Source organism: Janibacter terrae NBRC 107853 (genome assembly GCF_001591405.1).
GTDB lineage: Bacteria > Actinomycetota > Actinomycetes > Actinomycetales > Dermatophilaceae > Janibacter > Janibacter terrae.
The window spans coordinates 292668-304547 of record NZ_BCUV01000006.1; the positions used below are offsets into that span (position 1 = coordinate 292668).

Annotated in this window: 11 protein-coding genes; 7 read left to right on the plus strand and 4 right to left on the minus strand. The window is 72.2% G+C overall.

Annotation, left to right across the window (positions count from 1 at the left end):
* Positions 1-68: 68 nt before the first annotated feature.
* On the plus strand, positions 69-1016 hold the full coding sequence (locus JT1_RS06675) for a YeiH family protein (protein WP_169701890.1): 948 nt from the start codon (positions 69-71) through the stop codon (positions 1014-1016).
* 5 nt (positions 1017-1021) lie between these two features.
* Here the strand turns inward: JT1_RS06675 and JT1_RS06680 are convergent, their stop codons facing one another.
* The gene (locus tag JT1_RS06680; RefSeq protein WP_218005562.1) at positions 1022-2380 is read right to left on the minus strand and encodes an MFS transporter; all 1359 of its coding nucleotides are present in this window, start codon (positions 2378-2380) and stop codon (positions 1022-1024) included.
* 93 nt (positions 2381-2473) lie between these two features.
* On the opposite strand from JT1_RS06680, the gene JT1_RS06685 reads away from it, so the two are divergent.
* The 4 genes from JT1_RS06685 (at position 2474) to JT1_RS06700 (ending at position 6813) form a co-directional block, all read left to right on the plus strand.
* Entirely contained in the window at positions 2474-3214 is a 741-nt protein-coding gene (locus tag JT1_RS06685) for an IclR family transcriptional regulator (RefSeq protein WP_068324878.1), read from the plus strand.
* Positions 3215-3305: 91 nt separating this feature from the next.
* On the plus strand, positions 3306-5012 hold the full coding sequence (locus tag JT1_RS06690; RefSeq protein ID WP_068324879.1) for a bifunctional 3-(3-hydroxy-phenyl)propionate/3-hydroxycinnamic acid hydroxylase: 1707 nt from the start codon (positions 3306-3308) through the stop codon (positions 5010-5012).
* Complete coding sequence (locus JT1_RS06695) at positions 5009-5959, plus strand: 3-carboxyethylcatechol 2,3-dioxygenase (protein WP_068324880.1); 951 nt, start codon at positions 5009-5011, stop codon at positions 5957-5959. Before JT1_RS06690 ends, JT1_RS06695 begins: the two co-directional genes overlap by 4 nt.
* A complete protein-coding gene (locus JT1_RS06700) occupies positions 5956-6813 on the plus strand; it encodes an alpha/beta fold hydrolase (protein WP_068324881.1) in 858 nt (285 codons plus the stop codon). The genes JT1_RS06695 and JT1_RS06700 overlap by 4 nt, the downstream gene beginning before the upstream one ends.
* A gap of 86 nt (positions 6814-6899) precedes the next feature.
* Here the strand turns inward: JT1_RS06700 and JT1_RS06705 are convergent, their stop codons facing one another.
* Positions 6900-7208 (minus strand): putative quinol monooxygenase, encoded by a 309-nt coding sequence (locus JT1_RS06705; protein ID WP_068324882.1) that lies wholly within the window; start codon positions 7206-7208, stop codon positions 6900-6902.
* 52 nt (positions 7209-7260) lie between these two features.
* On the opposite strand from JT1_RS06705, the gene JT1_RS06710 reads away from it, so the two are divergent.
* Positions 7261-8277, plus strand: a complete 1017-nt coding sequence (locus tag JT1_RS06710; RefSeq protein ID WP_068324883.1) for an MBL fold metallo-hydrolase — start codon at positions 7261-7263, stop codon at positions 8275-8277.
* A gap of 48 nt (positions 8278-8325) precedes the next feature.
* On the opposite strand, the gene JT1_RS06715 is transcribed toward JT1_RS06710, so the two are convergent.
* Both JT1_RS06715 and JT1_RS06720 read right to left on the minus strand, forming a co-directional pair.
* Positions 8326-9702 carry an NAD(P)-binding protein gene (locus tag JT1_RS06715; protein ID WP_169701891.1) on the minus strand — a complete coding sequence of 459 codons (1377 nt, stop codon included), beginning with the start codon at positions 9700-9702 and terminating at the stop codon, positions 8326-8328.
* Between the two features lie 78 nt (positions 9703-9780).
* Complete coding sequence (locus tag JT1_RS06720) at positions 9781-10380, minus strand: alpha/beta hydrolase (RefSeq protein WP_068324884.1); 600 nt, start codon at positions 10378-10380, stop codon at positions 9781-9783.
* Between the two features lie 213 nt (positions 10381-10593).
* On the opposite strand from JT1_RS06720, the gene JT1_RS06725 reads away from it, so the two are divergent.
* Positions 10594-11814, plus strand: a complete 1221-nt coding sequence (locus tag JT1_RS06725) for an MBL fold metallo-hydrolase (RefSeq protein ID WP_218005563.1) — start codon at positions 10594-10596, stop codon at positions 11812-11814.
* Positions 11815-11880 lie beyond the last annotated feature (66 nt).

The following is an 11880-nucleotide window of genomic DNA, read 5'->3' on the forward strand; positions in this document are numbered from 1 at the left end:
ACCCAGCCTATGACCAGGGGCCGGATCGGGGTCTACCGGCAGGCGCCGTCGCGCGGCACGCTGCGAGGGTGACGACGACCCCGACCACCCTCCCGCCCCTTGTGGCGGCTGCGCTGGCGATGCTGGTCTCCCCCTTCGTGCCCCTGCTCAGCCCGCTGCTGCTCGCGCTCGCGGCGGGGATGCTCGTCGCCAACTCCCGCCTCGCCGAGGTGCCCGTCGTCGCCCAGCACGCGCGGGCGACGCGGCTGCTCCTCCGGCTGGGCGTGGCCGGGCTCGGGCTGGGCCTGCCCGTCGGCGAGGTCCTCGCGATCGGGCCGGCCGGGCTGACGGTCATCGCGGTCACGGTCGCGGTGACCTTCCGCGGGACACTCGCCGCGGGCCGCCGGCTGGGTCTCGACGAGGGGTTCGTCGTGCTGCTCTCGGCGGGGTTCTCGATCTGCGGCGCGGCCGCCATCGCCGCGATCGAGGACACCGTGCGCGGCCGGGAGCGCTACGTCGCGCTGGCCGTGGCCCTCGTGACGATCTTCGGCTCCGGCATGATCGTCCTCGTCCCGTGGGCGTCCGGGGTCATCGGGCTGACCGATCACCAGGCAGCGATCTGGGCCGGCGCGAGCATCCACGAGGTGGCGCAGGTGGTGGCCGCCGGGTCGCTCATCGGGGCGCCCGCCGTGGCCCTCGCGACGACCGTCAAGCTCGGTCGCGTCGCGCTCCTCGCACCGATCTCCGCCCTGCTGGCGAAGGGGACGACGGGCACCCCCGCCCCGCTCGTCCCGTGGTTCGTCCTGGCCTTCGCCGCGGCCGTGGCGGTGCGCTCCACGGGCTGGCTGCCGGCACCGGTGCTCGGTGCCGGCAGCCTCGTGACGACCTTGCTGCTCGCCGGCGGGATGTACGGGCTGGGCATGGGCATCCGGGTGCGCGAGCTGTGGCCGCTGCCGGCGCAGGCGCTGGTCCTCGCGACGATCTCGACGCTCCTCGCGGCCGGGACCTCGTTGTGCCTGGTCGTCGTGCTCGCCTGAGCGGATCAGCCGACGAGCGCGTCCTCCCGGACCTCCACCCTTCGCCCGCTGCGCCGTGCCGCGGAGCGCGACAGGACGACCGCGATCCCGCTGATGACGTAGGCCGCGCCGATGTACCACGCCAGGCCGGCCGTGTCACCGTGTCCGCCCACGAGGCGCTGCGCGACGAGCGGGGCCAGTCCGGCGCCGAGGAGCGAGCCGATCTGGTAGGTCAGCGACACACCGGAGTAGCGGGCGGTGGGCTCGAAGAGCTCGGAGAGGTACGCGCCGACCGGGCCGTACATCGTGGCCTGGATCAAGGGGTTGCCGACGAGGAAGGCGATGGTGATGAGCGTGGCGTCGCCGCTGCTGAAGAGCATGAACATCGGCCACACGGCGACCGCGGAGAAGACGGCACCGCCGACCATGACCTGCTTGCGGCCGAGGCGGTCGCTCAGCGCGGCGAAGGCCGGGATGGTGAAGATGTGCACGAAGTTGCTCAGCGTGAGCATGTAGAGCGCGGCCTCGCGCGAGATCGCGCCGCCCTCGACGACGTAGGGGACCATGAAGACCGCGAGCAGGCCCTGCATGAAGAGCGGCGCCATGACCGCGAGGCTGCCGAGCACGATCGTCGAGCGGTACTGCGTGAAGAGCACGGCCATCGGCAGGCCCGTGTGGACCTCGCCGCGCTTGCGCGCCGCCTCGAACTCCGGGCTCTCCGAGACGCGGGTGCGCATGTAGAGGCCGACCGCGACGACGACGGCGGACAGGAGGAAGGGGATGCGCCAGGCCCACTCGGTGAAGGCCGGGCCGGCCACGCCGGAGGTCACCGCGAGGACGAGGGTGGCCATGACGGCGCCGAAGGGGGCGCCGGCCATCGCGAGCGAGGCACCGAAGCCCTTGGTGCTCGAGGAGCTGTGCTCGCCGGACATGAGCATCGCGCCGGCCCACTCACCACCGACGGCCAGGCCCTGCACGAGGCGCAGCACGGCGAGGAGGATCGGGGCGGCCAGGCCGATGCTCGCGGCGGTCGGCATGACACCGATGGCCATCGAGACGATGCCCATGACGAGCAGCGTGATGACGAGCATCCGCTTGCGGCCGATCTTGTCGCCGAAGTGGCCGAACAGCAGGCCACCGATGGGCCGGGAGACGTAGCCCGTGAAGAGCGTCAGGTAGCTGAGCAGGACCCCGGTGCCGTGGTCCAGGTCGGAGAAGAAGAGCTCCGGGAAGACGAGACCGGCCGCGGCCGCGTAGAGCAGGAAGTCGTAGTACTCGACGGCCGAGCCGATGAAGCTCGAACCCTGCGCGCGGCGCCGCTCGCGCGGGGTCGTCGTCACGAGGGCCGCGGGCGTCGCGGGTGCGGTCAGATCATCGTTGATCACGAGGGAGCCTCCAAGTCAGGGGTACTCGGTACATTGGCGGGACGGCGCCGGCCGCCGGCGAACAGCCGTGCCACGTGGTGGCACGATGGGGGCATGCCCAAGCAGGTCAGCTCGGTGGAGCGCGCGGTCCAACTCCTGGCGATGGTCGACCAGTTCGGCGCCGAGGGGCTCGGCGTCAGCGAGCTGGCGCGCCGCACCGGCATCCCGAAGTCGACGGTCTTCCGCCTGCTCCACACCCTCGAGGCGAGCGGCGCGATCGAGCGGCGCGGGGAGCACTACCGCACCGGCCCGCTCTTCGGCTCGCACCTGGTCCTCCCGGACGAGCCCCTGGTCGCCAAGGTCCAGGAGCGGCTCACCCCTTTCCTCTCCGTCCTCTACGAGCAGACGCGCGAGACCTGCCAGCTCGGTGTGCTGCGGGACGGCGAGCTGGTCTTCCTCAACAAGCTGCACGGCGTGCACCGCGCCCACTCCCCCTCGCGGATCGGCGGGCGCGCCCCCGCGCACGCGACCTCGCTCGGCAAAGTCCTGCTGGCCTTCGACCGCGAGGCGGCGGACCTGGTGTGCGCTTCGGAGCTCACCGCCTTCACCGACCGCACGATCACCGACGGCGACGAGCTGCGGGTGGAGCTCGCCCGCGTGGCCCGCTCACGGATCGGCGTGGACGACAACGAGTACGTCGAAGGGGTGAGCAGCGTCGCCTCCGTCGTCACCGACGCGGACGGTCGGGCCGTCGCGTCCCTCGCCCTCACCGGGCCCACGAGCGTGGCCCGCGCCGGCTACGAGCCGCTGCTGCTCGACGTCTGCGCCCGGGCGAGCGCCGCCATGCGTCGGTAGCCGCGGGCACGTGCCACTCGGTGGCACATCGGGTGGGGCGGGTCGCGTCGCGCTGCGACGGTGTGCCGATTGACCCCGAAGGAGTGGTGACATGCAGACCGAAGTAGTGATCGTCGGGGCCGGCCCGACCGGCCTGGCCCTGGCCAACCTGCTGGGCCGCTACGGCCGCAGCGCGATCGTGCTGGAGACCCGCAGCGACCTCATCGACTACCCGCGCGGCGTGGGCCTGGACGACGAGTCGATGCGTTCGATCCAGACGATGGACCTCGTCGAGAGCGTCCGCCCGTACACGATCCCGCACCACGTGATGCGCCTCGTCAACGGCAAGGGCGAGACGATGATCACCAACGCGCCGCAGGGTGAGCCCTTCGGCTGGCCGCGCAAGTTCGGCTTCATCCAGCCGCTCGTCGACCGCCAGCTCTTCGAGGGCCTGGCCCGCTTCGACGACATCGACGTGCGCTTCGGTCACCAGGTCACCGACACCCGCGACCTCGGCGACCACGTCGAGGTCGTCGCGACCGTCACCGACGCCGACGGCACGACGCGCGAGGAGACGATCACCGCGCAGTACGTCGTCGGGTGCGAGGGCGGTTCCTCGCCGACCCGCAAGCGCATGGACGTCGAGTTCGTCGGCCACTCCCCGTCGACCCGCTGGGTCGTCATCGACGTGCGCAACGACCCGCTCGGCCTGCCCAACGTCTACCTCGGCGCCGACCCGGCCCGGCCGTACGTCTCGATCGGCCTGCCGCACGGCATCCGCCGGTGGGAGTTCATGCTCTTCGACGACGAGCCGAGCGAGCGCGTCGAGGACGACGAGTTCGTCGCCGCGCTGCTCGAGGACCACGTCCCGGACTCCTCGACGCTCGACGTCATCCGCCGCCGCGTCTTCACCCACCACGGCCGGATCGCGAGCCGGTTCCGCCAGGGCCGCGTCCTCATCGCCGGCGACGCCGCCCACCTCATGCCCGTGTGGATGGGCCAGGGGTGGAACTCCGGCATGCGCGACGCCACCAACCTCTCGTGGAAGCTCGCGACCGTCCTCGCCGGCCAGGCGCAGGACTCGCTCCTCGACACCTTCGAGACCGAGCGGCACGACCACGCCAAGGCGATGATCGACCTGTCGATGACCTTCGGCAACATCATCAAGCCGACCAACCGCGTGGTCTGCGGGGCGCGTGACCTCGCGTCCCGTGCGCTCAACCTCAGCCCGCGGGTCAAGGACTACTTCGCCGACATGCGCTTCAAGCCCATGCCGTTCTACGCGAAGGGGGTCGTCGTCGCCCCGGACACGCTGGTCGCGGGCGAGCAGCCCCGCAAGCGCACCTCCGGCTTCATGACCGTGAAGAACGCGGTCGAGAAGTCCACGCCCGTCGGCAAGCAGTTCCCCCAGCCGCGGGTCAACACGGCCGAGCACACCGGCGCCCGTCTCGACGACGTCACCGGCACGTGGTGGACGGTCGCCGCGTGGGGCAACGACCCGGCGCGCCTGTTCACCGACGAGGAGCGGGCACAGCTGCGGCACATGGGCGCCCGCTTCGTCTCCTTCATGTCCGAGACGCAGCGGCCGTGGGCCGAGGCCGAGTACGCGGGGTCCGGCACGCTCGTCGTCGGTGACGTCGACGGCGCGCTCAAGGGCTGGTTCGACAAGCACGCCGTCGGTGTCGTCTTCCTGCGGCCCGACCGCTTCGTCGGCGCGACCTGCCTGGCGCAGGAGTCGGGTCGGGCGCTCGCTGCGCTGCGCACGGCGATGAGCGCGACGGCGGTCCCGGCGGTGCAGCTGGCGGAGGTCGCGGCATGAGCCTCTCCCTCGTCGCGATGTCGCACACACCCCTGCTGCACCGGGTCGAGGTGGACCCGCAGGTGCGGGCCGAGGTCGACGGTGCCTTCGAGGCCGTGCGCGCCTTCGTCGCCGAGGTCGACCCGGAGCTGGTCATCACGATCGGGCCGGACCACTACAACGGCTTCTTCTACGACACGATGCCGCCCTTCTGCCTGGGGCTCGGCGCGTACGGCCTGGGTGACTACGGCACCGCGTCGGGCGCGCTCGACGTGCCGGCCGACATCGCCGAGGACCTCGCCCGGCACGTCCAGGGCGAGGACATCGACCTGACGATCTCGCGCGCCATGGGCGTCGACCACGGTGCGGTGCAGCCGCTCGAGGTGATCTTCGGGCAGATCGACACCGTCCCGACGATCCCCGTCTTCGTCAACGGCGTGGCCGCCCCCTTCGTCCCGATGCGCCGGATCCGCGCGCTCGGCGAGTCGATCGGCCGCTGGGCCGCGGGTCGCCCCGAGCGCATCCTCGTCATCGCCTCCGGCGGCCTGAGCCACGACCCGCCGGTGCCGCAGTGGGCCACGGCCACCCCCGAGGTGCGCGCGGGCCTGCTCGACGGACGCAACCCGACCCCGCAGGCGCGCGCCGCCCGGGAGCAGCGCGTCGTCGACACGGCGCACGCCTTCGCCGCGGGGACCGCGACGATCCTCGACCTCAACCCGGAGGGGGACGCGCAGTTCCTGCGGGTCTGCCGCGAAGGGGAGGTCGCCGCCTTCGACGACTACGACACCGACGAGATGGCCGCGACCGCGGGCAACTCCTCGCACGAGGTGCGCTCCTGGGTCACCGCCTTCAGCGCCCTGTCCGCCGTCGGCGACTACGCCGTCGAGCTCGAGTACTACCGACCGATCCGCGAGTTCATCGCCGGCTTCGGCGTCATGACCGCACGCACCAAGGAGATCACCGCATGACCGCCACCACCGAGACCACCGAGCTGACCTACGAGTCGACCAGCCGCATGGTCAGCACCCGCCGCTGGACGATCCACATCAACGAGGCCGGCACGCAGCACGACGAGGCGATCTTCCTGCTGCACGGCTCCGGCCCGGGCGCGACCGGCTGGAGCAACTTCTCGCAGAACATCCCCGCGCTCGCCGAGCACTACCGGGTCATCGCCGTCGACATGCCCGGCTGGGGCGAGTCGGACCCCGTGACCTGGCAGGAGCGCGACCACTCGACCGCGCTGCTCGACCTCATGGACGCCCTGGAGATCGAGCGGGCGACGATCATCGGCAACTCGATGGGTGGCGGCACGACGCTGCGCTTCGGCTACGAGCACCCCGAGCGGGTCCACCGCCTCATCACCATGGGCTCCTCCTCCGGCGCCCCGACGCTCATGGGGGCGGCCGGCCTGACCGAGGGGCTGAAGGTCCTGCAGAAGGGTTACCGCCAGCCCTCCTTCGAGACGATGAAGGAGCTCGTGCAGGTCATGACCTTCGACTCGGCCAACGCGACCGACGAGCTCATCCAGGGCCGCGCCGACACCGTGCTCGCGCACCCTGAGCACGCGCAGAACTTCATCGACGGCACCGGCAAGAAGGCCGTCGTCGAGCTCGACCACGCCCGCCTGCGCGAGATCAGCGTGCCGACCCTGCTCTTCCACGGCCGCGACGACCGCGTCGTGCACTTCGAGCACTCGCTGCGCCTGACCTCGCTCGTGCCCAACTCCCGGCTCTACCTCATCAACGGCTGCGGCCACTGGCTGCAGACCGAGCACGCCCAGGAGTTCACCGACCAGGTGCTGCACTTCCTGCGCACCAGCTGACACAGCTCTGCTGGTCCCTTCGGCCCTGACTCGCAGTACGAGTCAGGGCCGAAGGCGTGCCCGCCGGAGTCCACTGTGGGGCGCGCTCAGAGCGCCAGCCCCACCTGGTCGCCCACGGGCGAGAGCACGGTGACCTCGGGCGGGCTCTGGACGAGGGTGCCGATGGCCTCGCCGAAGGCGGCGAACTCGTCCATCGCGCCGTGCCGGCGCAGGGCGTCCTTGGAGTCGTACGCCTCGAGGAGCACGTAGTCCCCCTCGCTGCGGGCGACGCGCTGGAGGTCGTAGCGCAGGCACCCCTCGTCGGCGAGGAAGGAGGCACGGGCTGTCGCGACGGCCGTCTCGAACTCGTCGGTGGACTCGGGCCGGACGCGGATGCGGGCGATGACGTTGATCATGCCTCCACCATAGGTGAATCTGGACTCAGGTCGACGTGCTTGACTGGGGCACATGAGTCAGCGCGCCACGCAGCAGGACTGGACCATCGCGGGACCCGAGGAGGTCGCCCCCGGGGTGCACCGGATCCCCCTTCCCCTCCCCATGGACGGGCTCAAGGCCGTCAACGTCTACGCGGTCATCGGGGACGACCGGCCCACCCTCGTCGACGGCGGCTGGGAGATCGAGGTGGCGCAGCGTGCGCTGGACGAGGCCCTGGGCGCCCTGGGTCTGAGCACCCAGGACGTCGAGCAGTGCCTCGTGACGCACCACCACCGCGACCACCTGACGATGGCGATGGGCCTGCGCCAGCGCGCGGGCGTCCTCGTCGCGCTGGGCGAAGGGGAGGCCCCGCAGCTGGAGGCGATCCGCCAGGCCCCCGGCCTGGAGGGGGCTCGCACGCTGCTGGTCGCCGCCGGCGCGGACTCGGTGCTCGAGGAGATCGAGCGGGCCCCGCACGAGCCCGTGGACCTCGACCTGTGGACCGACCCCGATCGGTGGCTCGTCGACGACGAGTCCGTTGCTGCAGCGGGCCGCTCGCTGCGCGTCAAGGCGACCCCCGGGCACACGAGCGGGCACGTCGTCTTCTTCGACGACGACGCCGGCCTCGTCTTCGCCGGCGACCACGTGCTGCCCCACATCACGCCGTCGATCGGCTTCCAGGCCAAGCCGGCGGCCACGCCGCTCGCGGACTACCTCGACTCGCTCGCAGCGATGCTCGCCGAGCCGGACCGGGTCCTCCTGCCCGCCCACGGCCCCGCCGGCGGGAGCCTGCACCGCCGGGTCGAGGAGCTGCTGTCCCACCACGAGACGCGGCTGGCGCAGACCGAGGCCGTCGTGCGTGCCGGCGCCTCGACCGGCTTCGACGCGGCCCGGGCGTTGCGCTGGACCCGCCACGAGCGGCACCTGGACGACCTCGACCCCTTCAACCAGATGCTCGCGACGACCGAGACCCTCGCACACCTGCAGGTGCTAGCGGCGCAGGGGCGCGTGCGGGAGAGCGCGGTCGACGGGGTGTGGCGCTACAGCTGAGCAGCACGACAGCGCGATCCACCAGCCGTCGCTGGCCCGAGGGTCCCGTCAGGTCACCCCGGAGAGCGCGGCCATCCGGGTCAGGGCCGGTCCGACGTGCGCGCGGAGCCGCCCCAGCACCTCCTGCATCGCCGGGGTGCCGGCCAGGTCCGCGGGAGAGCGGGCCGGGTTGAGCGCGACGGTGTCCGCCCACGCCTTCAGGTCGGGGTCGCTGGTGAAGGCGGCCCCGGCCCGTGCGCCGATGACCTGCATCGCCAACCAGTCGATCGGGTCGTCGGAGTACGGCGAAGGGGGGCACAGCCGGTTCTTGTCCGCATCCCCGGTGATCGTCGCCTCGGCGTGACCTGCGAGCGCGGCACCGAAGCACGGGAAGCCGGTGCGGATCGGCTGCAGGGTGATCACCTCGGGCCGCCATATGGGTACCAGCGGCCGCTGCGGGAGTCCCGCTCCGGCACAGTGCACGACCACCGCGTCGGGGGCGATGGGCACCATCCCCTCCGTGCACACCAGGCGACCCCGCTCGACGGCGAGGACGTGCCCGAGCCGGACCACGTGCTCGACGGAGCGCAGCAGCTCCAGCTCCCACCGGGCCAGGGTCGGTGTCTTGGCCATCGTCGGCATCACCCTGGTGTCGATCCGCAGCAGGACCCCGCGCTCCTCGAGTCCGAGGAAGACGTCGTCGACGGTCTCCGCGGTGGCCGCGACCTCCATGACGTCGGCGGCGGCCCCGATGAAGACCTGCGGATCGGGCTGGATCCTGGCGCGGTCGAGCATCCACGGGTCACGGGGCCGCACCCAGCAGATCCGGTCCGGATCGACCCCGCGCTGGAGCAGCCAGATGCACGCATCGGTCGCGGTCTTGCCCGAGCCGACGACGATGTACTCGGACGGCGCATCCGCCACCCGCACGAGCTCACCCACGGGGATGACCCTGGCGCCCACGTCCACGGCGAAGGGGGGCATCGACTCGGCCGGGATCCGGGGCGAGAGGTAGTGGGCGTCGACGATACGGGCGGGGCCACGCACCTCGTGCCACTCCCCCGAGATGCGGGAGACGCACCGCCCATCACCCGTCCACTCGCACCCCGGCAGGTAGGTGACCCGTCCGCTGGCGAGCAGGCGCTCGGTGAGGACGGTCTCGTAGTAGGCCAGGATCTCGGCGGCGGTTGCCCGCTCGTGCAGCCCGCGCTCGGGACCGTGCTGCTGCACCCGCCCCCCGCCGAGGAGCGTGGAGGCCACCCCGTAGAAGGCCGAGGCCTGGTGCAGCCGCACGAAGGGGTAGGCCTCCAACCAGTGCCCGCCGGGCGCGTGGCGCCGGTCGACCAGGGCCACCGAGACGTCGGCATCGGCGATGAGCGCGTCGGTGAAGGCCATGCCGATCGCCCCCGCGCCGACGACGACGTAGTCGGCCGTGATGGTGGCCACCCGACCAGCGTCCTCCTGCTCCGGCACCCGGTCAACGAGCTCAGACGCTGGAGCACGGCCCGGCGGTGCGCGACCGGCTCAGCCGAGCCCCTCCGCCCGCTCGACGACCTCCAGCACGGCACCGGCCGCGAGCTGGTGCCACCGCCACGGCCGGTCCAGCAGCGCGTGCCCACCCCCTTCGATCCCGAGGTAGGTCGCGTCACCACCCAGGGCGTGCAGGCGCTCGACGAGCTGGCGCGACCGCTGCGGGGAGCAGACGGCATCGGCCTCGCCGTGGATGACGCGCACGACCTTGTCGCGCAGGTGCTCGACGGGCTCGCGCTCGCCCACCCAGGGCGCGAGGGCGACGCTGCCGATGACCGCGTCCTCTCCCCCGGCACGCAGCGCCGCCCAGCCGCCGCTGGAGTGCCCGAGCAGCACGACGGGGCGGTCGTACCGCTCGGCCAGCCGACGCGCGAGCAGGCGGGTCTGCTCCACGCCGCTGCCGGACGCCGCGATCCACCCGCCGTCGCTGTTGTGGACGAGCACCGGAGCCACCCGCCCCCGGGAGACGCGCCAGACCGTCGGCGCGAAGGGCAGCATCCGCAGGTAGGAGACGTCGCGTCGCCGCTGCGGCTGGGGTGTCACGGCGCGGCCCCCGTGGAGGATCAGCGCGAGCGCCCGGGTGCGTGCGGTCACCCGGACACGTCCCTGTCGGATGGCGCTCATCAGGTCTTCGGGCTCAGGGGCGGTCCTCATCCCGTCGAGTCTGTCAGGACCGACTGGGAGCCGGTGGACTCCGTGCCCGTGGCGGCGTAGATCTCCCAACCGTTCCCCACTCACGAACGCCCCGGCAGGCCCGCCGCGCCCTCCCTAATTGACGCGCGACGTCGTCGAACAAAGGAGTTCCACATGTCCCACCTGCCCGAGCACGGTCCCGACTGCCTGTGCGACCACCTCCCCCATGAGCCGGTCACCTCCGAGCGCGAGGAAGCCGTCGACGAGGCCCGCCGCGGTCTCGGGATCTCGCGCCGCTCGATCATGGCCGGCATCGGGGCGGCCTCCGGGCTCGCCCTCACCCCCGGTCTCGCCGCGGCCGCACCCGCCACGACGGCGAAGGGGGGACGCCCGCCCCGCGGGAAGGGCGTCGAGCTCGTCCTCCTCGGCACCCGCGCCGGTCCCCCGGTCGACCTGCACCAGGTCGGCGCCTCCAGCGCCCTCGTCGTCGACGGCCGCACCTACGTCGTCGACTGCGGCCGCGCGTCGGTCACGCAGTTCGCCGCCGCCGGCCTGAAGTTCCACTCGATCGCCGGGGTCTTCCTCACCCACCTGCACGCGGACCACGTCGCCGACTACTACAACTTCTTCATGCTCGGCGGGCACATCAAGAACCAGGCGGGTGACCACATCGAGCGCCCCGTCCCGATCTACGGTCCCGGCCCGGCCGGCGGCCTGCAGCCGAAGTTCGGTGGCGGCGAGGCCCCGACCCTCAACCCGGCGAACCCGACCCCGGGCACCGCGGCGATGACCCAGTCGCTGCACGACGCGTACGCGTACAGCATGAACGTCTTCCTGCGGGACATGAACGTCGCGGACATCCGCACGCTCATGGACGTGCACGAGATCGGCCTGCCGGCAGGGACGGGCGCGACGTACGAGGACACCGCGCCGCGGATGCGTCCCTTCCGGATCTTCGCGGACGACAAGGTCGAGGTGTACGCGACGCTCGTGCCCCACGGCCCGGTCTTCCCGGCGTACGCGTACCGCTTCGACACCGAGTACGGCTCGGTCACCTTCAGCGGCGACACCCGCCACTCGGACAACCTCATCGAGATGGCCCACGGCACCGACCTGCTCGTGCACGAGGCCATCGGCGTCGAGGGCGCCGGGATCGGCGAGGCCTCGCTCGACCACATGCTCCAGTCGCACGTCGAGATCACCAAGCTCGGCCCGATCGCCCAGGAGGCCGAGGCCAAGCACCTCGTCGTCTCGCACTACGCCGACCTCGGCGCCGCCAAGGTCGACATCCGCAAGTGGCGCCGTGACGCGCAGCGTGGTTACAGCGGTCAGGTGACCGTCGGCTGGGACCTGGACCGGTTCTCGCTGCCGGCCCGTGGTCGTCGGCGCGGCTGAGCCGAGGCGGGACATGGCGAAGGGGGCAGCGCTCTCCATGGCGGTGCTCCCTTCGCCGGACCGGGT